Genomic DNA, 25,533 nt, shown 5'->3' with positions numbered 1-25,533 from the left:
GGATGCGCAAAGGCAGACGCAAACAGGGCGATTCTTTCGTGCGGGGCGGGTTTGCGCAAACGAAAGTTTCTCCGTAAGCTATGACTTTTTTTCATGCCTCTTTTGCGGCGAAGTTTCTTTTTGTAACTTCGCGCCAGCCGGACCGGGCATGGGAGTTCTGCGACATGAGACGGTTCTGTCCTTCGTTGACCGACCTGCAGGCGTTTGAAGTGGCCGCCAGGCACAGCAGCTTTACCCGCGCCGCCCAGGAATTGTGCGTGACGCAGGGCGCGGTCAGTAAGCAAGTGAAACACCTGGAGGAGTTCGTCGGGGTCGAACTATTCCTGCGGATCAGGCAAGGCCTGGTTCTGACCGAGGCCGGCCGCAGCTACCTGACCAAGGTGCAGGCCGGGCTGGGCCAGATCGAAGCTGCCACCGTCGAGCTGATCGCACACCAGGGGCAGGGCGGCACGCTCAACCTGACCTGTATGCCGACCTTCGGCGCGCGCTGGCTGATCCCGCGCCTGACGGCCTTCATGCGGCTGCGCCCCGACATCCACGTCGAATTCCTGCCGCACCGCCAGGGCTACGACTTTTCCACCCCCGAACTCGACGCCGCCGTGCGCTTTGGCGAAGGCATCTGGCCCGGCAGCGGCGCCGACTATATCGTCGGCCGTGAAATCCTGCCGGTCTGTAGCCCGCGCCTGATTCCCGGGGGCTGCGGCTCGCCGCCAGACCTGCTGGCCTATCCGCTGCTGCACCATACGTCGGCCCTGGAAGGCTGGCGGGACTGGTTCGAGCAGGCCGGCTGCGATACCCGCCGCAGCCTGGAAGGCGCACGCTTTGATCAATATGCGCTGCTGTCGCAAGCTGCCGCCGCCGGTTTCGGCGTGGCGCTGATTCCGCGCTGCCTGATCGAGGACGAGCTGCGCGACGGCAAGCTGGCGGTCGCCATCCAGCTGCCGATCCGCGCCCGTATGGGGTATTACCTGTGCTACCCAGACCAGAAGGCCAATCTGCCGACCCTGCAGGCGTTCCGCACCTGGTTGATGGAAGTTTCGCGGGCGGCCGAGCCGCAGCCGCAGGAAGCCGCCAGCCCACAGTAAAATGGCCCCATCATGAGTCAAATATCCACCAAGAAAGGCCGCGTTGTCGTCGGCATGTCCGGCGGGGTCGATTCTTCGGTCACCGCCTGGCTGCTCAAGCAGCAAGGCTACGAGGTCGTCGGCCTGTTCATGAAGAACTGGGAAGACGACGACGATTCCGCATACTGCTCCACCCGGCAAGACCTGCTGGACGCGGCCAGCGTGGCCGACCTGGTGGGCGTGGAATTCGAATTCGTCAATTTCGCCGCCGAATACAAAGACCGCGTGTTCGCGGAATTCCTGCGTGAGTATTCCGCCGGGCGCACGCCCAATCCGGACGTGCTGTGCAACGCCGAGATCAAGTTCAAGGCCTTCCTGGACCACGCCATGGCGCTGGGCGCCGAGCACATCGCCACGGGCCACTACGCCCGTGTGCGCGAAGTGCCGGCCGCTGGCGGCGGCTCGCAGTTCCAGCTGCTCAAGGCGCTGGACGGCTCGAAAGACCAGAGCTATTTCCTGCATCGCCTGAACCAGGCGCAGCTGTCGCGCACGCTGTTCCCGCTGGGCGAGATCCACAAGACGGAAGTGCGCCGCATCGCGCACGAGATCGGCCTGCACAATGCGGCCAAGAAGGATTCCACCGGCATCTGCTTCATCGGCGAACGCCCGTTCCGCGAATTCCTGAACCGTTACCTGCCCACCGAACCGGGCCCGATCCTGACGCCCGAAGGGCAGAAGGTCGGCCGCCACGAAGGCCTGTCTTTCTACACGCTGGGCCAACGCAAGGGCCTGGGCGTGGGCGGCGTGAAGGGCCGCCAGCGCGAAGACGGCACGGCTGAAGCCTGGTACGTGGCGCGCAAGGATCTCGAACGCAACATTCTCTATGTGGTGCAGGGGCACGATCATCCGTGGCTCCTGTCCGGTTCGCTGCGGGCGCAGGACGCCAGCTGGGTGGCCGGGCACCCGCCTGTGGCGGGCAGCTATGGCGCCAAGACGCGCTATCGCCAGGCCGACGCTGCCTGCAGCCTCGGCCAAGCCGAGGGTGACGCCTTCGTCCTGGATTTCACCGAACCCCAGTGGGCCGTCACGCCCGGCCAGTCGGCCGTGCTTTACGATGGCGATGTCTGCCTGGGCGGTGGCATCATCGTATAGACGCCTTTGGGGCCATGCGGGCTCCGAGGCGGCACAGGCAGGTCCAGCCAGGCCCCGCGGGCGTTGCGCCCCCGGGGCCTGGCATTTGGTAGAACGATAAAAACCGATAACGAGGAGAGGGATGTGGATGTAACGATGGTGTTGTGCCTGTTGGTCCTGGGCGGCGTGACGGGTTTTCTGGCGGGATTGCTGGGCATCGGCGGGGGCATGGTGCTGGTGCCGTTTCTGACCATGCTGTTTGCCTGGAAAGGCATGGCGCCCGACCTGGTGGTGCACGCGGCGATTGCCACGTCGATGACCTCGATCCTGTTCACCTCCGTCTCCAGCGTGCGGGCGCACCAGCAGAAGGGCACGATCAAGTGGGGCATCGTCTGGGCCATGGCCCCCGGCATCATCATTGGCGGCCTGCTGTCAGGCGGCGCGGTGTTCGCGGCGCTCAGCACCTTCTGGCTGTCGTTGTTCTTCGCGCTGTTCGTCGGTTATTCCGGCTGGAGCATGCTGCGCAACAAGAAGCCCAAGCCCAGCCGCCAGATGCCCGGCATTGCCGGCACCAGCGCGGCGGGCGCCGGCATCGGCTTTCTGTCGGGGCTGGTGGGGGCGGGCGGCGGCTTCCTGTCGGTGCCCTTCATGGTCTGGTGCAACGTGGCGCTGCATAACGCGGTGTCCACGTCCGCCGCGCTGGGGTTTCCCATCGCGCTGGCCAACAGCGCCGGCTACATCGTGTCGGGCTTGAACGAGGCCGCCAGCCGGCCGGGCATGCTGGGTTTCATCTATTGGCCGGCCCTGCTGGCGCTGGTGTGCACCAGCGTGCTGACGGCGCCGCTGGGCGCGCGCATGGCGCACCGCCTGCCGGTGGCGACCCTGAAGCGCGTATTCGCGTGCCTGCTGTTCGCGTTGGCGGCGTACATGCTGTCCAAGGCCTGGCAGACTTACGCGGCGGGCTGAAGGCCTGGCAGTGGCCCGGCGCCCGCGGGCGCCGGACGTGAAACCGGCCGCGCGAGGCGGCCGGAGCAGTTCGGGCAAGAAGCGGCAGAGCCGCGTCAGGCGGTCTTGGGCGCCGTGTCCACGAACGATTGGCGTTGCGACAGCTTGTCGTACAGGCGGGCCAGGTTGGATTGGCCGGCGCGCCAGTCGAGTTCGGCAAAGCGCAGGTCCAGGTAGCCCAGGGCGCAGCCCACGGCGATATCGGCCAGGCTGTAGTTGATGCCCATGCAGTGGGCGTTGTCGCCCAGGCTTTTGTTCATGGCGTCCAGGCTCGCATGGATCTTGCCGTACTGGCGTTCGATCCATTCGGGGCTGCGCTGCGCTTCGGGGCGCTGCTTTTCCTTGACGATCGTGACGCAGGCGTCGAGCAGGCCATCGGCGATGGCTTCCCAGCATTTAACGGCCGCGCGGTCACGGCCCGGCTGGGGAATCAGGCGGGCGACGGGCGACAAGGTGTCCAGGTATTCGACGATGACGCGCGAGTCGAACAGGGCGCCGCCATCTTCCATGACCAGGCAGGGCACCTTGCCCAGCGGGTTGTACGTTTGGATCTGCGTGTCGGCGGACCAGACGTTTTCGAGTTCAAGCCGGTAATCCAGCTTTTTCTCGGCCATGACGATACGCACTTTGCGCACGTATGGACTGGTAAGCGAGCCGATCAGTTTCATGGATTTACAAGCGGAGTCGGAAAGCGGCCGAAGTATAGCAGGCCGCATGACGGTCAAACCGTCCGCAGGACGGAATCCCGTTCAGTTTGCCACAATGTTGCACGGCCCTGAATGATAAAATCGCCGGGTTTTCCCATCCGCAGCTTTTTCTTTCCCAGACCATGCAAATCGCCGACCAGCTTAGCCAACTTAATGCCCTTTCGCCACTGGATGGCCGATACGCCTCCCGCGGCGATGCGCTGCGCGGGCTGCTTTCCGAGGCCGGTTTCATGGCCCACCGCGTCGAAGTCGAGGTGGCCTGGCTGGTGGCCCTGTCCGACGCCGGCCTGCCCGAGCTGCCCGCTTTCTCGCAAGCCGCCCGCGACCGCCTGCAGCAGCTGGTGCGCGACTTCTCCGAAGCCGACGCCGCCCGCATCAAGGACATCGAACGCGTCACCAACCACGACGTCAAGGCGGTCGAATACTGGCTCAAGGAAAAAGTCGCCGACGACGCCGAACTGGCACGCGCGGCTGAATTCATCCATTTCGCCTGCACCTCCGAAGACATCAACAACACCTCGCACGCGCTGATGCTGTCGCGCGCCCGCAGCGAAGTGGTGCTGCCGCGCCTGCGTGAAATCGCCGCCAAGCTCAACGACATGGCGGTGGCCCAGGCCGACCAGCCGATGCTGTCGCGTACCCACGGCCAGCCCGCCAGCCCGACCACGCTGGGCAAGGAATTCGCCAACGTCGCCGCGCGCCTGAACCGCGCCATTGCCGCCGTCGAAGCGGTCGAACCGCTGGCCAAGCTCAACGGCGCCACCGGCAACTACAACGCCCACCTGTCGGCCTACCCGGAAATCGACTGGCCCGCCTTCAGCCAGCGCGTGCTGGCCGGCCTGGGCCTGACGCAAAACCGCCACACCATCCAGATCGAACCGCACGACTGGATGTCGGCCCTGTTCGACGCCGTGGTGCGCGCCAACATCATCGTGCTCGATCTGGATCGCGACATCTGGGGCTACGTCGCCCTGGGCTACTTCAAGCAGCGCCTCAAGGACGGCGAAGTCGGCTCGTCGACCATGCCGCACAAGGTCAACCCGATCGACTTCGAGAATTCCGAAGGCAACCTGGGCCTGGCCAATGCCGTACTGCGCCACCTGTCGGACAAGCTGCCGATCTCCCGCTGGCAGCGTGACCTGACCGACTCCACCGTGCTGCGCAACCTGGGCGTGGGCCTGGGCTATTGCCTGGTGGCCTGGGATGCCTGCATGCGCGGCCTGGGCAAGCTGGAAGTGAACGTGGCGGCCATCGACGCCGACATCGACGCCTGCTGGGAAGTGCTGGCCGAGCCGGTGCAGACCGTCATGCGCCGCTACGGATTGCCGCAGCCCTACGAACAGCTCAAGGCCTTGACGCGCGGCAAGGGCATTACCGAAGAAGCCCTGCGAGAATTCATCCAGGGCCTGGCGCTGCCGGACGAGCCCAAGGCCCGCCTGCTGGCGATGACCCCGCGTTCGTATATCGGCCTGGCTGCGGAGCTGGCCCGGGCGGTATAGTCGCCATGCCGCGCGCCTGCGCGCGCGGCATTCTTGTTGTACTTACGGGAGATTGCAATGAAGAAGTTGTCCACGCTCGCTGCGCTGGCCTGTATGACCGTCGGGCCGCTGCTGGCGACCTCCGCCCATGCGCAGTTCGCCAAGCCTGAAGATGCCGTCAAGTACCGCCAGTCGGCCTTGACCCTGATGGCCTCGCACTTTGGCCGCATGGCGCCGGTGATGAAGGGCCAGGCGCCTTACGACGCCGCCCAGATCAAAGCCAACGTCGAAGTGCTCAAGACGCTGTCGGCGCTGCCGTGGACGGCCTTTGGCGCAGGCACGGAAGGCGGCGACGCCCGTCCGGAAATCTGGAGCGATGCCGCCGGCTTCAAGCAGAAGCAGCAGGCCTTCCAGGACAACATCGTCAAGCTGTCGGCCGCCGCCGACGCCGGCGACCTGGACAAGCTGCGCGCCGCGTTCGGTGACGTGGGCGCCAGCTGCAAGGCTTGCCACGACGCGTACCGCAAGAAGAAGTAATCCGCTTTCCCGCGCTCGCGGCGCGGGCTGGCAAGCGAAAGCCCCTCGTCAGAGGGGCTTTCTTTTTGGTGATACGGGGCGCAGAAGGGCGGGGCGTGGGCGGCGGCGTCACAACCGCGACATCGGCCTGTGCCGCCTGGGCGCTATGAAAACGACATGTCGGCGGCGATCTCGAGCGACCGGATCCACAGCACCAGCGCGGTGACGCAGGCGCCCAGGATCAGCGCGCGCAGCCACACGGCCAGCCCGTCTTGCGTGGGCGGCGTGCCGGGCGGCACGTCCTTGGGGTCGACATTGCCGGTGATGATGGCGCGCACCAGGCGCTTGCGGCGCACCACGGCATACCAGGCCACGGCCAGCAGATGCAGCGCGACCAGGCCGATGATGACCCATTCGTTGAGCTTGTGCCACGACGTGAGCAGGCCGGAGGTGGCTTCGCTGACGTGGCCGAACAGCGGGCCCTGCGTCATGATGTCGTCGGTGGTGAACAGGCCGCTGACGGCCTGGAACCCGATGACCAGCAGCAGCGCCAGCACCGACAGCGCGCCCAGCGGATTGTGGCCGGCAGGGGCGGCGGCGCCCTTGAGATAACCCACCACGGCGCGCGGGCCGCGCACGAACTGAGTGAAGCGCGCATAGCGTGGGCCGACAACGCCCCAAAGCACGCGAAAGATGATCAGGCCCAGCGCCGTACAGCCAAAGCGCACGTGCCAATCCATGTACAGGCCGCCGAGCTTGACGCTGACGAAGGCGCCGACAATGCAGACGACCAGTGCCCAGTGAAAGAGGCGGGTGGGAAGGTCCCAGATGCGGATGGCCTGCCGGTTGTTTTGCATGAAGCTCTCGCCAAGACTGCGTTGCTTGCGACTTTATCACGCACAAATGAAGCCGCCGCGGGTTCAACCGCGGCGGATTTGATCTGGCCCATATTGGGCTGGCCCATATTGGGCCAGCCCGTAATGATCTGGCCCATGCTGGCCAAGCCCGGCAGCGCCGATCAGGCGCTGCCGAGGGCCGGGTAACTGCTTAACGCGCGGCGCGTCGCACCGGTTCGATGCGATGCACGTGCTCGTGACGGAAGCGGATGCGCTGGCCAGGGGCCTTTTGCGCAGGCGCTCCGCAAGGCACGACTTCCGTGGTGTACGTGGTCGTGCCGTCGATCGGCGCGTTGAAGATCACGGTGGCGCGGATGGCCGGGCCGTTCGCCGGTTGCAGGTAAACGATGTCGCCGATATGGATCGGCATGTTGTCCAGCTTGGTATGAGCCGGGCGTCGGATCAGGTCCGAGGTAGTGAAACGAGTATTCATGGTGTGTTCTCTTTCAAGTTCTTGTTATGGGAATTGCTGCGCAGCGCATGCCGCGTAGACCGGACGAGAGTGCTGTAACGCATCGCGTCCTGTCCGCGTGCCGAGTCATGCATGACACTAACGCATAACCGCTGCCGATCCTTTGCGCATTCTCATGTTTTGCTTGCGCGCGGGGGTGGCTGCGGGGTTGCGGCCCCAGGCATCGGCTTGGGGCTCGCTGCCGGAACCTTGGCGGGCTGAATGGATCGCGGGCCGGGTTCTGGCGTGTGGCTGCTTTGGGATGCGGGCCACGAAATAGGGTGGTTCGAACTGCTTTGTGATCTTGCCGGACTGGGCGGCGCGATCGCGATAACGCAAGTTGCCTTGCGGCTTGGCATGCCGAATGCTTGTTGTCGCAGCAGTTTGTTGTGCTGCGGTTTGTATTGGGCTTGTTGCCTGGGTTTGGCGACCTGAGTCTGCGTTTTTAGGGTTATCTGTCGCAGAACCTGGATTCGCCAATCTGGGGTAATCCACCCCTTTGGCTTGAGCCGAATTAACGTTTTGAACTAACGTTTTATAGGTGTTTTGGCCGACTCAACTGACAATACTAGCGCTAGTTCGGTGATTTTGCAAGGCTTTTTTGATGGTGCAGGTAAAAGGGGGGGGCGCAGGCCGTGCTGGCCCCCCAGGGCGCCCCGAGATCAGTGCGTGGCCGGGCGCGCCTGGCGCTGCGCTTCGATGATCAGGCCTTCCAGCCGCGGCGACATGCGCAGGGCGACCTGAGCGGCGGTCGAGCCATCGGGGCGGGTTTCGGTCTCCAGCGCCAGTTCGACGCGTTCGCCGTCGAAGGCCTCGGGGGCGGCCTGGATCTGGACGTAGCGATTGAGCAGGGCATCCACGGCCTTTTGCGCGTCGGCCAGGGCTTCCTGGCTCAGTTTGTCCGGTCCCAGGTACTGATTGGCCACGCGTGCCAGATCGTTCATGAAAAACATCAGGGCGGCGGCGCCGTGGCAATCGGGATGGGCAAAGCCCCAGGTGTCGGGGGATGAGTCTTGGGTCATGTCAGGGAAGCGGCAAAAGTGACGGGCGGCCGCGCGGGCCGGCAGGCCGCCATTTTAGGCGATGCGCCGCGCGGGTCTGCCGGCTCAGGCATACTTGGCGCCCCATGATCAGACTTGCCACTTTCGCCGACCTGGGCTTGTTGCCCGATATCGAACGCTCCGCCGCCGGCCGCTTCCTGGGTACGCCCATGGCCTGGGCCAGCGCGGGCGACCCTTTGCCCGAGCCGGTGTTGGCCCAGGCCTTGGCCGACGGCCTGCTCTGGGTGGCGCTGGACGATGCGGGCGTGCCCGCCGGTTTTGCGTTGGCCCGGCCGCTGGGCGCCGACCTGTTCCTGGCCGAAATGTCCGTGGCCTTGCCCCAGCAGGGCCGCGGCCTGGGCCGGGCGCTGCTGCAGGCGGTGATCGACCACGCGTCGGCGGCACGGGTCTACCGTGCCGTGGTGCTCACCACGGATCGCGAACTGGCCTGGAATGGCCCGTTCTATCGGCGGGCAGGCTTTGTCGAGGTGCCAGCCGAGCAGCAGGGGCCGCCCTTGCGCGCGCAGTTGCGCCACGAGGCGGATGCCGGGTTCGATGCGGCGCGCCGCTGCGCGATGCGCTTGCCATTGACGGCGCCTTGACGGCTTGAAACGGGCAGCCCCTGTGTCAACTCGATTCGATGGCAACAAAATCCGCCCGGGCGCGGCCTGCGGCGGGCGCTTCGGGATAATCTGCCCCAAGGGCGCCCACGCGGCGGCAGGCGTGCGCCCCCGGGCAGTGTTCTACGCAAGGAGGATAGGCATGGCAATCTGGCGGATGTGCCTGGCGGGCCTGGCAGCGGCGTCGATGCTGGCGTTGACGGGATGCGGCAACCGGGAACCCGAGCAGCGCGCGGCCTTCATCCAACTGCTGCAAAGCCGGATCGACGCGGGTGCCCTGGTGCCTATCGGTAAATTGAGCGACACCGAAAAAGACGCCGTGGGCGATTACGACGACGCCTATGCAGTGATCACGCGGTTCCAGGAATCCATGGCCAAGGCGGCCGCGCCGCTGCGCCAGGTGATGGCGGCCGAAGCCATCCGCTCGGTGAACGACATCATGCAGCGGCGGCAAGCTTTCGAGGCAGCCCGCAAGACGCTGGCCGACAGTGCCGGTGACCTGCAGACGGCTCGCGCCAAGGCGGACCAAGCCCGCAGCGGCCTGGCGCTGCCCCCGGACCTGGCGCCTGTCTATGACGGCGTGTACGACGAGGCCGTCACGGCGCCCGCCAACGAGCTGATGCAAGCCGCGGGCACCCTGGATGCGGTGGCGCGCGATGCCTTGGGCGTTGCCGACTTCGTTGCCGCCCATGCCGCGGACATCACGCTCGAGGATGACCAGGCCAAGGTGGCCACCCCATCCCTGCAGCAGGCATTGAACCAGCGCCTTCTGGACTTGAATGCGCGCGCCGTCGCCCTGGAGCAGGCAAGGGCGACCGTGCAACGCGCCGCGGGCGGCGCTTCCTGATCGCCGGCAAGGCGCCGCCAGCCCAGGCGGCGCGCGGGCCGGGGGCGCCAGGCCTTTGTACAATGCGGGTCTCGCGGCGTCTGCCGCGCCTTGGACGGAACATGAGTCAATCTTCCAGCTTGCACTACAGAACCTTCCTGCTTTTGCTGGTGGTCGTATCCATCGCGTTCGGCTGGCTGCTCTGGCCTTTTTACGGCGCGGTGTTCTGGGGCGCCATCCTGGCGATCCTGTTCGCGCCGTTGCAACGCCGCCTGGTGGCGCGCATCGGCGGACGCCGCAATCTGGCGGCCCTGATCACGCTGCTGCTCGTGCTGTTCCTGGTGATTCTGCCGCTGGTGGTCATCAGCGGATCGCTGGTGAACGAAGGCGCCAATCTCTACCAGAGCATCAAGTCCGGCCAATTGAATTTTGGCGCATATTTCCAGCAAGCCATGGAGGCATTGCCGCCTTCCGTGCATGACCTGTTGGCGCGCTTTGACCTGGCCGACATTCCCAGCCTGCAGGAAAAGCTCAGCGCCGGCGCCATGCAGGCCAGCCAGTTCCTGGCGACGCAAGCCCTGAGCATTGGCCAGGACACGTTCCAGTTCGTGATCAGCTTCGGCATCATGCTGTACCTGCTGTTCTTCCTGCTGCGCGACGGCCCGCAACTGGGCCTGCGCATCAAGCGCGCCATGCCGCTGAGCCACGCGCACAAGCAGCACCTGTTCCGCAAGTTCACCACCGTGGTGCGCGCCACGGTCAAGGGCAACATCGCGGTGGCGGCATCCCAGGGCCTGCTGGGCGGCATCATCTTTTCCATCCTGGGCATCCAGGGGGCGTTGCTGTGGGGCGTCATCATGGGCTTTCTGTCGCTGTTGCCCGCGGTGGGCGCCGGCCTGATCTGGGCGCCCGTGGCGATCTATTTCCTGCTGACCGGCGCCACCGTCAAGGGCGTGGTCCTGATCGCGTTCGGGGTACTGGTGATCGGCATGGTCGACAACGTGCTGCGCCCGATTCTGGTGGGCAAGGACACCAAGATGCCCGACTACGTGGTGCTGATCTCGACCCTGGGCGGCATGGCGTTGTTCGGCCTGAACGGCTTCGTGATCGGCCCGTTGATTGCGGCGCTGTTCATGGCCAGCTGGGACCTGTTTTCGCCGCCTGACGAAGAAGTCATCGAGCCCATCGAGCCGCGGCCGCCCGTGCCTGCCGACGACGATCCGTCCGCCAAGACCCGCTAGGCCAGCGCTGCGCGCCGCTGGTGTGCCGTCAATCCATCGTCAGCCGGCAGGGTGTATGGTGTAGCGCAGAGCCGGCCCCATCGGGGCCGGCCTGACCCGTAATCGACCCCGTATATCAACCCTCGATGCCGGCGTCCGCGGCGCTTGCCGCTGCCGGCCTCGCTTACCTGGAGCGCGTCGGACATGGATTGGAAGCTGCATAAATCGGGCTGGATCGAAGAACGCAACTTCGATATCGAATTCGCCGAAACCCCCGAGGGCTATCACGCCCGCGTGCGGGTCTTCGGCTTTCCCGTGCTGGAAGACACCAAGCACGTCTTTCCGAACGAGGCGCTGGCGGAAAAGGGCGCGCTGACGCTGCTCAAGAGCCAGTTCACGGGCACGCCGGACCTGGAAGAAAAGCCCTGAGGTAAAGCCCTGAAGTAAAGCAGGCGCCTGCGTTGTAGCAGGCGCTAGTGCAGCGGCAGGCGCTGCCCGCCGACTATCAGGTCGCGATCGGGGCGGGGTTCGGTGTGAACCTGGCCCTGCGTCAGCGCATTGCCGATATCGTCCGGCTGGCGGTCTTCGGTCCAGCGGCGCGATTGGTTGCTGACAGTGCGCCAGGTGCCATCGCGGTCTTGCGTATAGGTAATGAATTCTTCGTAGCCGCCCCGCTCGGTGAATTGGCGCGGGGGCACATACAGGACCAGGTCATGGGCGCCAACGCTCGTGATATCGGCGTGGATCAGCCAGCAGCGCCGTGAGGCAGCGGCGGGATCCTTCGTGGCGGCCTGGTCGGCGCTGATGCAGCGATTGGTCTGGAAAGGATCGGAAATCGTGGCAGCGGCCCACCAGCCATCGGGTATCGGGCTGCCGGCGGGGTAGACGTTAAAGGCGGGCATGGCCGGAGGCTTGGCGGTTTTCGAGCCGCTGCGTCGCGGATCGCGCCAGTCGTAATAGTGGCCCTTCAGCGCCAGGTCTGCCGCGGTGGCGATCTCGGGGCTTTGCGCCTGGGCCGCGCCGTCGGCCAGCCGTTGCAGGGCATGGCGGCCGTAATCGCCGTGGTCGCGCGCCATGGACAGGTAAGGGTAGTCGCCGGGCGGCACCGTGCCGTCGATCAGGCGTTGGGTCTGGCTGTCGGCCGTGAGACGGTCGGGGCTGAGCAGCGGCGTCTGGACCCCTGCCAGCATGGCCAGGGCGCAGAGCGCAGCCGCGATGTTGGTGGCCCCCAGGATGGCATGGAATCGCCGCGGCGCCAGGGCCGCCAGGGCGTAGCCCGCCGCGTAGACGGCCAACAACGCCGCAAGATAAAGGCCCCACACGCGGGGCGTGGTCCAGCCGTACTGCTGCACCCGTACCACCAAGCCGTACACCGCAACACATGCCAAGAGCAGCAGGCCGATCGCCGCCACCCGCAGCGCGGCCTGCAATCTCGGCCCGAACGGGGGCGCGTCGGGGCTGTCTTGCCAGGCGGAGTTGATGAGCTTGATCCAGACGGCGCTGAAAGCGATCAGCGCCCCTGCGGACAGCGCCCGCGCTTGCAAGTCCAGCGTGAGGCGGGCGGCCAGCGCCAGCACGAAGGCGATGCCGATGAGCGCCACCAGCGGCAGCAGCCAGGCGGTGAGCGTGAGCCACGAGCGTTGCAGGGTGTCTGCCAACTGCGGGCGGCGGCGTACGCCGACCAGGCACAGCGCCAGCACCAGCGGCATGACCGTCAAGGCGAACCAGATGGACTGGACCAGGTCGTCGACCACGATGATGCCGATCATGCGGAACATCTGGCCTGTCGCCCAGAACAGCAACCACACCGCCAAGGTCAGCCCGCCCGCCAGGGCCAGCGTGACGGTCATGCGCCAAGCCGCGCGAAAGACCCCCGGGTAATTCCAATGCGGGGTGGACGGGTCCAGCGCCTGCACCAGCGGCAGCAGCATGAAGGCGCTGGCTGCCGTGATGACGGTGGCCACGGCGCGCAGGCCGGTGCTGTCGCCATCGACCGGCAACGTGCCCAGCAGCGTCGTCAGGCTGTAGGCATGCAGCGCGGGCAGCGCCACGCCGAAGGCGGCCAGGGCCACCAGCCAGCGCCGGGTGGACGGCATGCCGGCCAGCAGGGCGCCGGCCAGCGGCACCAACCACACGAATTGGATGGCGAACATGGTGGCGTAGGTGCTGCGCCATGGCCACACGTGGTGTTTCAGCGCCGCATGCAGCGCCAACGCACCCAGCGCGCCGAGCACGCCGTAGAGCAGGATGGTTCTTTCGGCGGCCGACAGGCGGGAAAGTTGGGGCATGGGGGTCAGAAGTCCTCGCTGCGCCAGACCTTCAGCACGCGGCCGAAGACCTCGAAATCCATGCCTTCGGTGATGTCCCAGGCGTCGTACTTGGTGTTTTCGGATTTCGCCCGGACCACCAGGCCGGTGGCGGTGGGGATGCGCTGCAGCCGCTTGATGAAGCCTTCGCTGCCGACGCGGAAGAAATAGATGGCGTCGTATTCGACGGCCTGCACGCCCCGGTCGACGATCAGGGGATCGCCCGGGTTGAACATGGGGCGCATGGAATCGCCGAAACCCGTGACGATGCACAGATTCTTCGAGGCAGAAAAGCCCCGGACATTCTTTTGCAGCCATTCAGGGCTGACGTTCCAGCTTTGAATGACGCCTGGCTGGTCGCGCAGTTCCAGGCCATTACCCATTGCGCCTCCGGTATCGAACTGGGCGATGAGGACGTTGTCGAGGTTCGGCCTGCCCAGCCGTGCATGGTCGAAAGAGACAAGCCGGCCGGCCGGCTCGTCTGGCATGGCGTCGGGCGAAAGCTCGCGCCACAGGTCGGGATGGGGAAGATCCATCCAGTGCGCGGGCTGGCCCAGGCCCACCGAGAGCTTGGCGGCCAGGGCATCGCCGACCTTGCGGGGGCTTTTGTCCCGCTTGCCTTGGAATCCTTGAAGGATCTGGTCGAGGTACTTGCGACTGACCCCGGCGCGTTCGGCCAGGCGGTCCACGCCCCCGGCTTCGTGCACGGCGTACTTGAGGTTGTTCAGTCGGATCGATCGGATGTCCATGGTAGCGATAGTAGCAATCCGCTACCCGAAAGTACAGTAGCGATTCGCTGTTGACTTCATGGTAGCGACTCGCTACCATGAATTGCAACTCCACGACAGTCGGGCTGGCCGCTAGCCGACGCAGGAGGACCACAACCGGCATAAACCTGGAACAAGGATGACGAGGCATGGCAACTGGTTTTGAACGGGGGGCGTCCCGATGAAATACGCCAAGGAAGTCCTGGACACGATGTCGGCCCATCCGGGCCGGCCGTGGCGCATGGCCGAGCTGGTGCGCGGCGCATCCGGGGCACGTGAACTGTCGCGCCGTGAACGCAATGCAATGCGCCAGGCCATCCTGCGTGTCCTGGAAACGTTGCACGATGGCGGCCAGGTGGCGCGCATCGAGCACGCCCGCAATTCGCTCGCCTATGTCTGGAGCGAAGTGCGACACGAGGAGGATTGCGCCCACGCCTGACCTTGCTGCACAATTCGTTCATGCCGTCCCGCATTGCGTCGACGGTTCCAAACAAGGCCCGCCCAGTGCGGGCCTTATTTATGAGAGGGTACGTACGTCCGGCCAACGCGTCGGCAAGTGCTCTTTGCAGTTCCCCTGACCAGGCTCGCCATCGGCGGGCCTTTTTCATTTGCGCGCCCCGCGTTCTCGCCGAGAACGCGGGGCGTTTTGCTTGGCGCCGCCTTCAGGGAACACGGCGCTCGGGCCTACCCACAACAAAGGAGCGACGCATGGCGAACAGTTCGGCCACCGGCGGCTACCTGGCGCCCCTGGCCATTTCTCCGCCTCTGGAGGATGCCGAACTCGAGGCGCTGTTCCAGGGGTTCATTGCCGGCGTGTCCGGCCTGCCTCTCAACCTGGTTCGTACACGCTGGCCTGCTGCCGGCGTGGAACCGCCCGCGCAAACCGATACCTGGTGCCTGATGGACATCCGGTCGCAGCGTGCGGACGCCGGTCCGGTCGTGGCTCACGACCCCACCGGAGAAGGATCTGATTCATACGTTCGGCATGAAGACATCGAGGTGCTTTGCTCGATGTTCGGGCCGCGCGCACTGCGCCATGCGGCGCAGTTGCGCGACGGCGCCGCCGTGCCGCAGAACCGTGAACCCTTGCAGGCGCAAGGCATCGCGGTGAGCGGCGCGGGGCCGATCCTGGCCCAGCACGAACTCGTGAATCAGCAGTGGATACGGCAGTTCGACATGACCTTGCGCTTTGCGCGACAGGTCATCCGCAGCTATCCGGTCCTGAATCTTCTGTCGGCGCAGGTCACGACGCATGCCGCGTCGCTGTCCCCGACGGACAACACCAACCACCTTGCAGATTAAGGGATTTACCATGGCTAATGGATTGCCGGTATCACGCCTGATCAACGTTACGATCAACATGTCGCCGCTGGCGGCGCAGGGCGCGAGCCTGAACACCGCCCTGTTGCTGGGCTCGTCCGCGGTCATCGACACCGGCGAGCGCATGCGCGCTTACGGCGGCATCGATGCCGTCGCCGCCGATTTCGGCACCACCGCGCCGGAATACCGCGCCGCGCTGCTGTACTTCCAGCAGACGCCCCAGCCTTCGCAGCTGTACATCGGCCGCTGGGCCAAGGGCGCCACGTCGGCGACGCTGCGCGGCGCCGTGCTGTCGGCGGCTGAAAAAGAACTGTCCGCCTGGACCGCGGTCACCGCGGGCGCCTTTGCCCTGACGGTCGACGGCACCGCCAAGTCGATCAGCGGCCTGGACTTTTCGGGCGCCACCAACCTGAACGGCGTGGCCTCGATCATCTCGACCGCGCTGGTGTCCGCCTCGGTGCTGTGGAACGGCTCGCAGTTCGTCGTGACCTCGAACACCTCGGGCGCCACCTCGACGCTGGGCTATGCGTCGGCACCCGGTACCGGCACCGACATTTCGTCGATGCTGGGCCTGACTGCCGCCCAGGCTTCGGCCCCCGTCGCAGGCATCGTTGCCGAGACGCCGGTGGACGCCGTGGCGCTGTTCCTGGACCGCTTCGCCAACAAGTTCCTGGGCCTGGCCTTCGCCGACGCCGAACTGACGAGCGCCCAGCACCTGGCCGTGGCCGGCCTGATCGAGGCCGACCAGCGTCACCTGTACGGCGTGTCGACCCAGTCGCCCCAGGTGCTGGACCCGACCCACCACGACGACATCGCCAGCCAGTTGAAGGCGCTGAAATACAAGTACACGATCGTGCAGTTCTCCAGCGCCAATCCGTACGCGGTGGCCTCGCTGCTGGGCCGCATGCTGACGGTGAACTTCAACGCCAACAACACCACGATCACGCTGATGTACAAGCAGGAGCCCGGCATCGTCGCCGAGACCCTGACCAGCAGCCAGGCCGACACGCTGGCCGCCAAGAACTGCAACGTCTTCGTCAACTACGACAACGACACGGCGATCATCCAGTACGGCGTGACGCCCAGCGGCATCTTCATCGACTCGGTCTACAACGCGATCTGGTTCCGCAACCGCGTGCAGACCGACGTCTACAACCTGCTCTACACCAGCCCCACCAAGGTGCCGCAGACCGATGCCGGCAACCAGCTGATCGCTTCGGTGATCGAGGCTGCTTGCGAAGCCGCGGTGAACAACGGCTACCTGGCGCCGGGCGTCTGGAATTCGGCCGGCTTCGGCGCGGTCAAGCAGGGCGACACGCTGTCCAAGGGCTATTACGTCTATGCCCCGGCAATCGCCACGCAATCCCAGGCCGACCGCGAAGCGCGCAAGGCCGTTCCGTTCCAGGTCGCCGCAAAGGAAGCCGGCGCCATCCACACCGTCGACGTTCTCGTCACGGTCAATCGCTAATCAGGAGTCGCAGATGTCTACCTATTCGTTCGCTGATATCAGCGCCAGTCTCATCGGCCCGGGCGGGGCGATTTCGCTGGGCTACGGCTCGGGCAATGCCGACGAAGGCATCACCGTCGCCATGGCCGCGTCGCGCAACACCATGACGGTGGGCGCCGACGGCGAAGTCATGCACACGCTGAACGCCAACAAGAGCGGCACCGTGACGCTGACCTACCTGAAGACGTCGCCGGTCAATGCCCAGCTGCAGGCGCTGTACGACGCGCAGACGCTGGATTCGCGCCTGTGGGGCAAGAACCTCATCACCGTGACCAATCCGGCCACCGGCGATGTGACCACGTGCCGCTCGTGCGCATTCGGCAAGCGTCCCGACCTGACCTACAAGAAGGACGGCGACACCGTGGCCTGGGTATTCGACGCGGGCAAGATCGACACCATTCTCGGAACCTACTAAGCCATGTCCCTGGAAATCGACCTGAACGGCAACCGGTATTCCATCGGAAAACTGAGTGCCAAGCAGCAGTTCCACATCTCGCGCCGCATCGCGCCGATCCTGCCGACGCTGATTCCGGTGTTCGTCCGCCTGGCGGGCGGCAACCGGGTGGTGTCGGAAGACCCCGGCGGCCTGGCCGATGTCCTGCAACCGCTGGCCGACGGCCTGGCGGCGATGAAGGATGAGGATGCCGAGTACGTGCTCGACACGTGCTTGCAGGTCGTCCAGCGCAAGCAGGAGCACGGCTGGGCCGGCATCTGGTCGGCCAGCCAGCGCACGCCCATGTTCCAGGACATCGACCTGGGCGTGATGTTGCCGCTGGTGATGCGCGTCATCACCGTCAACCTGGGGCCTTTTATGCAAGGGCTGCTTACGAGCCAGACGAGCAGCCCCGAGGCGACACAGGCTGGCTGAAAAGCCTGCCGGGCGGCGAAGACTGGTTGCTGGCGCCGGTGCTTGAGGGGCTCTGCAAGTACGAGTCCCTCAAGGACGGTTCCCTGGACCTGGCCGACATCGCGCTCCTGAACGACGCGCTGTCGGTCCGGGCAGACAACAAGGCGGAAGCGCACCGCCGTCTAATGGCAGAGAAGAATGGCTAACACATCAGACTTGCAGCAGGCCGTCGTTGCTCTGGGATTCCAGATCGACGCCAAGAGCCTGCAACGAATCGAAGACGCGCTGAACATCATGGCGCGTGGATTCGACAGATTGAATTCGTCGATGGCGCAGACCGGCCAATGGGTTGGTCAGATGGCCGAGAAGTTGGAAGCGGTGTATTTCGGCGCCCAGCGCGTCGGGGCATCCGCAAGCAATCTGCGGGCGTTCGGCGCAGCGGCTCAGGACTTCGGCGTTTCCGCCCAGACTGCCGAAAGCAGTTTGAAGTCGCTGAAGCAGGCCATGGAAGATGGCACCGCTGCCGATTTTCTCAAAGAGAGCGGCCTGGGTGTCGATACCGTCGACAAGACCACGGGCAAGCTGCGCGACACCGTCCAGGTAATGGGCGACGTTCTGGCGCAGGTGCATGCGCTGTCTCCCCAGGATGCCCGCCGCCTGGCTGGAAACCTGGGCATCGACGATGAGTTGATGGACCCCAAGCGCGCGGCCCAGCTGTTGCAACGTTACCGCGAGATACGCCAGGCCGCGGCAACGACCGGCCTGGATACGGTATCGGCAGACGCGCACGAATCGATGAACTCGATTCGAGAAATCGGGCGCACCATCGACAACATTTCCACGAAAGTGGCAGGCGCATTCCTGGAAAAACTCAAGGGCCCATTGCAGGAATTCTCGCAATGGTTCCAGACCAATGGCCCGCTCATCGGTGAACGCATGGCCGAGGTGGCCAAGGCCATATTGGACATGGCGCTGGCGGTTGCGCCGGTGCTGGGATGGGTCGCAGGGGCCATTCTGGAGCTGGACGCCATCACCGGCGGCTGGAGTACCCGAATCGGGCTGGCAATTGCTGCGTTCCGGATGTTGGGTGGGGCCGAGCTGGTGACGGGCTTGCTCCAGTTGGCCGAGGCAATCGGCGCGGTGAACCTGGCCAGCGGTGGGCTTGGCGCCGCTGGCGGAATGGGCGGTTTGCTCCGTTTTGTCGGTCGCAAGCCCTTGCTTAGGCTAGGCGCGGCCGGCGTGCTGACCGAGGGTTTTCTGAGTCTGGCGGATTTGGCGCAGCCGTCCATTCCCGGTGAGAGCGATGAGGAGCACCGGGCACGCACGGTAGACCATGTGTCATCCGTCCTGTCGGTTCCCCCCCCATTCCTGCTCTCGACCAAGCTGGCGATGGACATGATGATGCTGTTTTACAAGCCAGCAGCACCGGGTTCAGGCGGCGTCAAGGTAGGGCCGTCCAGTTTTTCGGACTTGCCCCGAGTGCCGCGGCCAGTCTTTGAAGGCTCGACGGACCCGGGCGAGAGCACCCAATCGGCGCCAGAAGCGGCATCCGGCCAGGCAGGGGCTGACCGATTGCGCATGGTCGAACAGGCCGATTTGGCCGCACGCGCTGCCGGTGAGAATTTTCAGCGGCTTCTCGAGGGCATGCCCGCGTCGAGCCGCGGGCTGCTCATGGCTTCCGACAGCGCAAGCCTGCGCCTGCCTGCTTTCGGTGAACCGATACCTCAATCGCTGTCAGCGCCCTGGGACGGCTACCGCAGTGGTGCGCTGGAAGTGAGGCTGAACGTCGAGTCGCCGCAAGTCAACCTGAACGCCACGACCCACATCTACGTGGAAGGCGCCGCGGACCCGATGGCGACCGCGACGGCTGTGGCCGCCCAGCAGGATCGCGTTTTCGCAGACCTGACACGCAACACGCAGGGAGCATACCAATGACGGATTTGAGTTCGGCGGGCCTGGACATGGTGCTGCTGCATACCAAGAAAATCGGCCAGATCGAGATCGCCGCGGTGGTTCAGGAAACCTACACGGATACGTTGGAAATCACCTCGCATCCCGTGGATGGCGGCCCGGGCGGCCCGCGCACGATCAACGACCACGCATTCAAGAAGCCGCGCGAGGTCGTCATGCAGTGCGGCTGGAGCAACGCGGACTACGAAGGCCTGCTGGGCGCCACCGCTGAAGCGCTGCCGAACGGCCAGGCCGCGGCATCCGACTACGTGACGGCGGTGTACACGCAGCTGCTGGCATTGCAGGAATCACGCGAGCCCTTCGACCTGATCACCTGCCGGCGCAAGTACAGCAACATGCTGATCCAGAGCCTGAAGGTGGATCACAACAAGGATACGCAGGGCAGCTTGCGCGTCACGGCCAACCTGGTCGAGGTGCAGATCGTGCATGCCCGCGAGACGGCGGTGCCGCCGCTGCCGCGCCATGCCGATGCCAGGAAGACCGGCGGGCCGATGGAATGCGGCACCCGCAATGCGACCGTCGCGAACCCAAGGAGCCCATGATGGCCAGTTTCTACGAGATTCCCTTGCTGCCGGTGCCGCAGCGTTTCACGATCGCCCTGGGCGGCAAGGAATACCGCCTGACCGTGCAATACCGTGACGGCTGGGTGCTGGATATCGACAGCGCCGAAGGCGAGCCGCGGGTGGCGGGCATTCCCCTTGTGACGGGCGTGGACCTGCTGGGCCAATATCGGCACCTGGGGTTTGGCGGCGGCCTGTGGCTGATCAACGCCAGCCTGTCCGACGATCCGCCCACCTATGAAAACCTGGGCGTGCAGGCCAAGCTCTACTGGAAGGCGGGCTGACATGGCGACATCAACGCACGCGGTGGGCGGGGTGGATTACGCCCGGCAATGGCTGCGCGGATCGGAACTGCTGATCGGCAACGACCAGGGCCTGGATCTGTCGGACTTTCATTTCACGTTCGAGATCAAGCACACGGATTCCTCCAAGCCCAGCACCGCCAAGATCCGCATCTACAACCTGGGCGAGGCCGCCATCAGCCGGATTCGCCGGGAATACAACGTGGTCATGCTCAGAGCAGGCTACCAGGGCAACCTGGGCACGATCTTCCATGGCACCTTGATCGAGGCGTCCAGCGGCACGGAAGGGCAGACCAACCCCTACCTGGACATCGTCGCGGCGGACGGCGACCTGCCGTACAACTTCGCGACCATGAGCCAGACGCTGCAAAAGGGCGCTACGGTGCATGACCGTGTGCAGGCGGTGCTGGCCGCCATGAAGCCGATGGGCATTACCGCCGGCTACATGGCCGAACTGCCGCCGGGCGCGAGCCTGCGGGCCAACGTCAATGCGGGCATGTGCCGCGATGTGCTGGACGATCTTTGCCGCACGGCAGGGTGCATCTGGCGGATTCACGACAACCGGCTCGAGATCGTGCCGGAAAAGTCGTACGTCCGCGAAACGGTGCAAGTGCTGACCGACGAAACCGGCGTCATCGGCCGGCCGGAGCAGATCGACAAGGGCATCAAGGTCAAGATGCTGCTCAACCCTGCCATCAAGCCTGGCCGGCTGGTCTACCTGAACAACGACAGCATCAAGCGCTATCGCTACCAGACTGAGGCCGAGCAGGCCAGGCTGAAGAAGGAAAAGGCCGCCAAGGGCAACGGCGCGAAGCCGGCCCCGCCGGAGCCTGACCTGTCCACCCAGCGCAAGCTGGCGGACAACGGCTACTACTACGTCATGGTGGCCGAGCACAACGGCGATACCCGCAAGACCGATTGGTTCACCACGATCACGTGCCTGGCCTGGGACGCCACCCTGGAACCGCCGGGCGAACTGTCCGGCCAGCTTCAACCTGCCCCGAAGGAGGCCTCATGAACCGACGTGAACGGCTCAATGATCCGAACGTGGCGCTGCAGGACGCGATCCGGGGCGCCATGGCCATGACCTGGACGGCGCTGCCCGGCATCGTGCAGTCGTTCGATCCGGTGGCCATGACTTGCGTGGTGCAGCCCGCGATCAAGGCGCGCAGGACGCTGCCGACGGGCGCGATCGTGACCGATGCGCTGCCGCTCCTGGTGGATTGCCCGGTCCACTTTCCGTCGGGCGGGCAGTGCACGCTGACCTTTCCGGTCGCGCCGGGCGATGAATGCCTGGTGGTGTTCTCGTCGCGCTGCATCGATGGCTGGTGGCAATCGGGCGGCGTCCAGGAGCAGGCGGAGTTGCGGATGCACGACCTGTCGGACGGCTTCGTGTTCGTGGGGGTGCGGTCGCAGCCCCGGGTGATCCCGAACGTCAGCACCGGCGCCACCCAGTTGCGCAGCGACGATGGTTCGACGCTGATCGAACTGGACCCGGCCAGCCAGAAGGTCCGGATCGTGGCACCCGGCGGATTCGACGTGGTCGCGCCCCGGTCGACGTTCTCGGATCAGGTGCTGGTGCAGGGGCTGTTGACCTACGTGGCCGGCCTGGTCGGCAGCGGCGGCGAAGGCTCGGCCGCGCAGATCACAGGCGTCTTCAACGTCATCGGCCAGATTCTGGCCAACGGCAAGCGGGTGGACGACACCCATACGCATACGGCCCAGGGGGCCAACGCGGTCACGACGCCGCCCAACTAAGGACACCAATGCGCTATCGAAAAATGGACGCTAACGGGGACTACTCGTTCGGCGGGCAGCAGGCCGACTTCCACCGGGACACGCCCGAGGCGGTGGCCCAGGCGGTCAAGACCCGGCTGATGCTGCTGCGCGGCGAGTGGTTCCTGGACACCAGCGAAGGCATGCCCTGGCGGACCGAGGTCCTGGGCAAGCGCTTCGAGGCTTCGTACGACGGAGCGATCCGCGAGCGGATCCTGGGTACGCCCGGTGTGACGGGCATTGCCGAGTACTCGAGCCGGCTTGATGCCGAGTCGCGGGCACTGGCCGTGGCCGCCACGATTTCAACCCTTTATGGCACCGCCATTGTGCAGGCAGCATTATGACGATACTTTCTACAGCGCCGGTGGTCGATGTCGCCGGTATTCGGGCCCCGTCCTACGGCGAGGTGCTGCAGTACCTGCAGGAACAGTACCGGGCCATCTACGGGCCCGACACCTACCTGGAAGCCGACAGCCAGGATGGCCAGCTGCTGGCCGTGTTCGCGTCCGCCATCAACGACGCCAATATCGCGGCCATCAATGTCTACAACGCCTTCTCGCCGGCCACCGCCGCGGGCGGCGCGCTGTCGTCCAACGTGAAGATCAACGGCATCAGCCGGGCGGTTGCGTCGCAGTCGACTGTGGATCTGCGCCTCATCGGCCAGGGCGGCGCCCTGATCAGCGGCGGCATCGTCAAGGACGCCAACGGCATTCAATGGCTGCTGCCGGCGCAGGTGACGATTCCGCCCGAAGGCGAGATCACGGTCACGGCGACGTGCCAGCAGATGGGCGCGGTTGCGACGCCGGCGCACACCGTGGACCAGATCGCGACGCCGACCCGTGGCTGGCAGTCCGCCACCAACCCCGCGGCCGCGGCGCCGGGCGCGCCCATCGAGAGCGACGCGGCGTTGCGGCAGCGGCAGGCCGTCTCGGTCGCGCTGCCGTCCAAGACCGTGTTCGAGGGCACCATCGGGGCCGTGGCGACCGTGCCGGGCGTGAACCGCTATGCGGCCTACGAGAACGACACCCGCGCCACCGATGCCCACGGCCTGCCGCCGCATTCGATCAGCCTGGTGGTGGACGGCGGCGATGCCGTCGCCATCGCCCAGGCCATTGCCGCCAAGAAGACACCGGGCACCGGCACCTACGGCACCACCACGGTGGTGGTGAACGACATTTACGGCATCGCGCATCCCATCAACTTCTTCCGGCCTGAATTGCTGCCGGTCACCGTGGACGTGCGCATCCGCGCCTTGCCGGGCTATACGGCGGCGACCGGCGTGGCGCTCAGGCAGGCGGTGGCCGACTACGTCAACGGCGTCGCCATCGGCGGCGGCGCCAGCGGCTCGGTGGAGTGGGGCGATGCCATCAGCGCCGCCAATGGCGTGGCGGGCAACGGCACCTTCAAGATCGCGGCGTTGACGTTGTCGGCGGCGGGGGCCACGGGGTCGCCGGACGTGGCCCTGACGTTCAAGCAGGCCGCCTCGGCCACGCTGGACAGTGTCCTGCTGACGGTGGTGTGACATGGCGGACATCAGCGAATACTCCGGCCTGCTGTCCGCCTACCACCGCGGCAAGCCCAACTTCACCGCCACCGTCCAGGCCCTGTGCCAGGGCATGGTGGACCTGCGCAACCTGTACGGCGGGCTGCCGGATGCCTTTGACCTGGACCGGGCGGTAGGCCACCAGCTGGACGCCGTGGGCCGGTGGGTGGGGCTGGCGCGACGCATCAAGACGCCGCTGGCGGGCGTGTATTTCTCGCACGATACCGGCGGCCTGGGCTTTGACCAGGGCGTGTGGCAGGGCCCGTTCGATCCGGACAGCGGCCTGACCGAACTGGACGACGAGACCTACCGCCTGCTGCTGCGGGCCAAGATCGGCGCCAACCACTGGGACGGCACGCTGGAGACGTCGGCCGCCATCCTGGACCGCATCTTCGGCGGCGGCACCCATGTCTTCATCCAGGACAACGGCGACATGTCGGTCGACATCGGCGTTGCCGGCACGCCGCCGTCCGCGCTGTTCCTGGCGCTGCTGACCGGGGGCTACATCCCGCTCAAGCCCGAGGGCGTGCGCATCAGTTACTACGTCATCCCCTCGGGCGAGGGGCCTTTGTTCGGTTTTGACGTTCAAAACCACTACATCTCGGGGTTCGACAGCGGACTCTGGGGCTCGCTTTTTGCCGGTTGAATAAGGACATTCCGTGGCTATCAATCAAATTCTTCCCTTCGGCACCGTTCCCGGCGCCAACGTACTGACGCCTGCCGACTACCAGGCGCTGGCTGCCCGGCTGGGCGGCTTCTCGGCCGGCACGGCCAAGTCGAAAGAGCTCAACACCGTCTGGCGCCAGGCGTCTTTCGTGACGGCCATGATCGCCCAGTACATCGCCGACAAGTCCGGCCAGGACGTGCTGGACAACGGCGACCTGGCGGCCCTGCAGGCCAAGTTCGTGGCGGCGCTGGCGGCTTCGCCGGCATTCACGGGGGCGCCGACGGCGCCTACGCCGGACGTCAGCGACAAGAGCACCCGGATCGCCACCACCGCGTTCGTGTCGGGCAACTTCCCGCGGATCTATCCGATTGCGGCGTTGCCGACGCAGGACATCGGGCCGATCATCGTCGCCGAGTGCGCCGAAGTGTGGATCTGGTCGTCCACCCAGTACTTCAAGGGCTATCGCTCGCCGCTTTGCGGGCGGCCCCTGGACGGTCATACCAGCGTGCCGCTGGTCAGCGAGCTCGATGCCATCGGCGGCTTGATCTCCAAGACTGGCTACGCCGCCCTGTGGGGGTATGCGCAGGAACAAGGCCTGGTCAGGACGGAGGCCGTCTGGCAGGCGAACCGCGGCACGCATTGGTTCTCGGACTACTCGGCAAGCGAGTTCCGCGTGCCGGATTTGCGCGATATGTTCCGGCGATTTACGGGAACTGACGCTGACACTGCAAATGCGGAGCGCTCGTTTGGTTCACGACAAGGCCACGCCGTTGGAGCCCACCGGCACGCCCTCAAGTCGGCCTCTGCTGGCATCGCGCCAAACACCCTCGGGACCGCTGGAACGGTCGACGCCCTTGCCCTGAAAGATATGACCGGACCCGGTCTCGTGGTGAACACCACTTTGGACCAAAACGTCATGGCATCTGGCGAGCGTATTGGCGTTGAAACTCGTCCTATCAACATCGCCTATCACCCGCGCATACACGCCTGACGTCCTCTTCACTGCAAATGCG

At 65.6% G+C, this 25,533-nt stretch carries 31 protein-coding genes; 24 read left to right on the top strand and 7 right to left on the bottom strand.

Features of this window, described 5'->3' with window-relative positions; translation table 11 throughout:
• The first annotated feature begins 164 nt into the window (after nt 1–164).
• From gcvA to HV798_RS23680, 3 genes are all read left to right on the top strand, one after another.
• Complete coding sequence (gene gcvA, locus HV798_RS23690; RefSeq protein ID WP_175193966.1) at nt 165–1,085, top strand: transcriptional regulator GcvA; 921 nt, start codon at nt 165–167, stop codon at nt 1,083–1,085.
• 12 nt (nt 1,086–1,097) lie between these two features.
• Nucleotides 1,098–2,216, top strand: a complete 1,119-nt coding sequence (gene mnmA, locus HV798_RS23685; protein ID WP_175193967.1) for a tRNA 2-thiouridine(34) synthase MnmA — start codon at nt 1,098–1,100, stop codon at nt 2,214–2,216.
• 123 nt (nt 2,217–2,339) lie between these two features.
• On the top strand, nt 2,340–3,161 hold the full coding sequence (locus HV798_RS23680) for a sulfite exporter TauE/SafE family protein (RefSeq protein ID WP_025140335.1): 822 nt from the start codon (nt 2,340–2,342) through the stop codon (nt 3,159–3,161).
• A 95-nt stretch (nt 3,162–3,256) separates the two neighbouring features.
• On the opposite strand, the gene HV798_RS23675 is transcribed toward HV798_RS23680, so the two are convergent.
• A complete protein-coding gene (locus tag HV798_RS23675) occupies nt 3,257–3,868 on the bottom strand; it encodes a glutathione S-transferase (protein ID WP_175193968.1) in 612 nt (203 codons plus the stop codon).
• Nucleotides 3,869–3,921: 53 nt separating this feature from the next.
• Nucleotides 3,922–4,146, bottom strand: a complete 225-nt coding sequence (locus HV798_RS31740) for a hypothetical protein (protein WP_246289092.1) — start codon at nt 4,144–4,146, stop codon at nt 3,922–3,924.
• On the opposite strand from HV798_RS31740, the gene purB reads away from it, so the two are divergent.
• Entirely contained in the window at nt 4,075–5,406 is a 1,332-nt protein-coding gene (gene purB / locus HV798_RS23670; RefSeq protein ID WP_246289089.1) for an adenylosuccinate lyase, read from the top strand. The two genes, HV798_RS31740 and purB, sit on opposite strands and share 72 nt — an antisense overlap.
• A gap of 57 nt (nt 5,407–5,463) precedes the next feature.
• Entirely contained in the window at nt 5,464–5,922 is a 459-nt protein-coding gene (locus HV798_RS23665; protein ID WP_175193970.1) for a c-type cytochrome, read from the top strand.
• Between the two features lie 143 nt (nt 5,923–6,065).
• Here HV798_RS23665 and HV798_RS23660 read toward each other — a convergent pair whose 3' ends face one another.
• The 3 genes from HV798_RS23660 to HV798_RS23650 form a co-directional block, all read right to left on the bottom strand.
• Nucleotides 6,066–6,758 carry a cytochrome b/b6 domain-containing protein gene (locus HV798_RS23660; protein WP_175193971.1) on the bottom strand — a complete coding sequence of 231 codons (693 nt, stop codon included), beginning with the start codon at nt 6,756–6,758 and terminating at the stop codon, nt 6,066–6,068.
• A 190-nt stretch (nt 6,759–6,948) separates the two neighbouring features.
• On the bottom strand, nt 6,949–7,230 hold the full coding sequence (locus HV798_RS23655) for a hypothetical protein (RefSeq protein WP_025140340.1): 282 nt from the start codon (nt 7,228–7,230) through the stop codon (nt 6,949–6,951).
• A gap of 680 nt (nt 7,231–7,910) precedes the next feature.
• Nucleotides 7,911–8,270, bottom strand: coding sequence for a hypothetical protein (locus HV798_RS23650; RefSeq protein ID WP_175193972.1), 360 nt, complete (start codon nt 8,268–8,270; stop codon nt 7,911–7,913).
• Nucleotides 8,271–8,374: 104 nt separating this feature from the next.
• On the opposite strand from HV798_RS23650, the gene HV798_RS23645 reads away from it, so the two are divergent.
• The 4 genes from HV798_RS23645 (at nt 8,375) to HV798_RS23630 (ending at nt 11,383) form a co-directional block, all read left to right on the top strand.
• Nucleotides 8,375–8,890, top strand: coding sequence for a GNAT family N-acetyltransferase (locus HV798_RS23645; RefSeq protein ID WP_175193973.1), 516 nt, complete (start codon nt 8,375–8,377; stop codon nt 8,888–8,890).
• A 160-nt stretch (nt 8,891–9,050) separates the two neighbouring features.
• Nucleotides 9,051–9,755 carry a DUF3053 family protein gene (locus HV798_RS23640; RefSeq protein ID WP_175193974.1) on the top strand — a complete coding sequence of 235 codons (705 nt, stop codon included), beginning with the start codon at nt 9,051–9,053 and terminating at the stop codon, nt 9,753–9,755.
• 101 nt (nt 9,756–9,856) lie between these two features.
• Nucleotides 9,857–10,975, top strand: coding sequence for an AI-2E family transporter (locus HV798_RS23635; protein WP_175193975.1), 1,119 nt, complete (start codon nt 9,857–9,859; stop codon nt 10,973–10,975).
• Nucleotides 10,976–11,158: 183 nt separating this feature from the next.
• The gene (locus HV798_RS23630) at nt 11,159–11,383 is read left to right on the top strand and encodes a hypothetical protein (protein WP_025140345.1); all 225 of its coding nucleotides are present in this window, start codon (nt 11,159–11,161) and stop codon (nt 11,381–11,383) included.
• A 44-nt stretch (nt 11,384–11,427) separates the two neighbouring features.
• On the opposite strand, the gene HV798_RS23625 is transcribed toward HV798_RS23630, so the two are convergent.
• Together HV798_RS23625 and HV798_RS23620 are read right to left on the bottom strand one after the other, a co-directional pair.
• Nucleotides 11,428–13,242, bottom strand: coding sequence for a DUF4153 domain-containing protein (locus HV798_RS23625; protein WP_175193976.1), 1,815 nt, complete (start codon nt 13,240–13,242; stop codon nt 11,428–11,430).
• A gap of 5 nt (nt 13,243–13,247) precedes the next feature.
• Nucleotides 13,248–14,009 (bottom strand): S24 family peptidase, encoded by a 762-nt coding sequence (locus HV798_RS23620; protein ID WP_025140347.1) that lies wholly within the window; start codon nt 14,007–14,009, stop codon nt 13,248–13,250.
• 199 nt (nt 14,010–14,208) lie between these two features.
• Here HV798_RS23620 and HV798_RS23615 point away from each other — a divergent pair, with 199 nt between their 5' ends.
• The 15 genes from HV798_RS23615 to HV798_RS23545 all read left to right on the top strand — a co-directional run bounded on the left by HV798_RS23615 (nt 14,209) and on the right by HV798_RS23545 (nt 25,511).
• Nucleotides 14,209–14,466 (top strand): hypothetical protein, encoded by a 258-nt coding sequence (locus HV798_RS23615; protein ID WP_025140348.1) that lies wholly within the window; start codon nt 14,209–14,211, stop codon nt 14,464–14,466.
• 269 nt (nt 14,467–14,735) lie between these two features.
• Nucleotides 14,736–15,329: a phage neck terminator protein gene (locus tag HV798_RS23610; protein WP_175193977.1), complete on the top strand. Its 594-nt coding sequence runs from the start codon at nt 14,736–14,738 to the stop codon at nt 15,327–15,329.
• Nucleotides 15,330–15,339: 10 nt separating this feature from the next.
• Nucleotides 15,340–16,815 carry a DUF3383 domain-containing protein gene (locus HV798_RS23605; RefSeq protein ID WP_175193978.1) on the top strand — a complete coding sequence of 492 codons (1,476 nt, stop codon included), beginning with the start codon at nt 15,340–15,342 and terminating at the stop codon, nt 16,813–16,815.
• Between the two features lie 13 nt (nt 16,816–16,828).
• A complete protein-coding gene (locus HV798_RS23600) occupies nt 16,829–17,269 on the top strand; it encodes a phage structural protein (RefSeq protein WP_025140351.1) in 441 nt (146 codons plus the stop codon).
• Nucleotides 17,270–17,272: 3 nt separating this feature from the next.
• Entirely contained in the window at nt 17,273–17,722 is a 450-nt protein-coding gene (locus tag HV798_RS23595) for a phage tail assembly chaperone (protein ID WP_175193980.1), read from the top strand.
• A gap of 26 nt (nt 17,723–17,748) precedes the next feature.
• Nucleotides 17,749–17,907, top strand: a complete 159-nt coding sequence (locus HV798_RS23590; RefSeq protein WP_198529762.1) for a DUF6889 family protein — start codon at nt 17,749–17,751, stop codon at nt 17,905–17,907.
• Nucleotides 17,900–19,636, top strand: coding sequence for a phage tail tape measure protein (locus tag HV798_RS23585; protein WP_175193982.1), 1,737 nt, complete (start codon nt 17,900–17,902; stop codon nt 19,634–19,636). Before HV798_RS23590 ends, HV798_RS23585 begins: the two co-directional genes overlap by 8 nt.
• Nucleotides 19,633–20,214 (top strand): phage baseplate protein, encoded by a 582-nt coding sequence (locus HV798_RS23580; protein WP_025140354.1) that lies wholly within the window; start codon nt 19,633–19,635, stop codon nt 20,212–20,214. Before HV798_RS23585 ends, HV798_RS23580 begins: the two co-directional genes overlap by 4 nt.
• Nucleotides 20,214–20,516: a phage baseplate plug family protein gene (locus tag HV798_RS23575; protein WP_025140355.1), complete on the top strand. Its 303-nt coding sequence runs from the start codon at nt 20,214–20,216 to the stop codon at nt 20,514–20,516. The genes HV798_RS23580 and HV798_RS23575 overlap by 1 nt, the downstream gene beginning before the upstream one ends.
• Nucleotide 20,517: 1 nt before the next feature.
• Complete coding sequence (locus tag HV798_RS23570) at nt 20,518–21,552, top strand: phage protein (protein ID WP_051593698.1); 1,035 nt, start codon at nt 20,518–20,520, stop codon at nt 21,550–21,552.
• A complete protein-coding gene (locus HV798_RS23565) occupies nt 21,549–22,292 on the top strand; it encodes a Gp138 family membrane-puncturing spike protein (RefSeq protein ID WP_025140357.1) in 744 nt (247 codons plus the stop codon). The genes HV798_RS23570 and HV798_RS23565 overlap by 4 nt, the downstream gene beginning before the upstream one ends.
• Before the next feature lie 8 nt (nt 22,293–22,300).
• Nucleotides 22,301–22,654: a contractile injection system sheath initiator gene (locus HV798_RS23560; RefSeq protein WP_175193983.1), complete on the top strand. Its 354-nt coding sequence runs from the start codon at nt 22,301–22,303 to the stop codon at nt 22,652–22,654.
• Complete coding sequence (locus tag HV798_RS23555) at nt 22,651–23,832, top strand: baseplate J/gp47 family protein (RefSeq protein WP_175193985.1); 1,182 nt, start codon at nt 22,651–22,653, stop codon at nt 23,830–23,832. The genes HV798_RS23560 and HV798_RS23555 overlap by 4 nt, the downstream gene beginning before the upstream one ends.
• 1 nt (nt 23,833) lies before the next feature.
• On the top strand, nt 23,834–24,499 hold the full coding sequence (locus tag HV798_RS23550) for a DUF2612 domain-containing protein (RefSeq protein WP_175193987.1): 666 nt from the start codon (nt 23,834–23,836) through the stop codon (nt 24,497–24,499).
• A 13-nt stretch (nt 24,500–24,512) separates the two neighbouring features.
• Complete coding sequence (locus HV798_RS23545) at nt 24,513–25,511, top strand: hypothetical protein (RefSeq protein WP_175216580.1); 999 nt, start codon at nt 24,513–24,515, stop codon at nt 25,509–25,511.
• Nucleotides 25,512–25,533: the final 22 nt, after the last annotated feature.

Origin of the sequence: Achromobacter deleyi, assembly GCF_902859705.1 — a bacterium.
GTDB classification, from domain to species: Bacteria; Pseudomonadota; Gammaproteobacteria; order Burkholderiales; family Burkholderiaceae_B; genus Achromobacter; species Achromobacter deleyi.
This window is presented reverse-complemented; position numbering and strand designations above follow the sequence as displayed.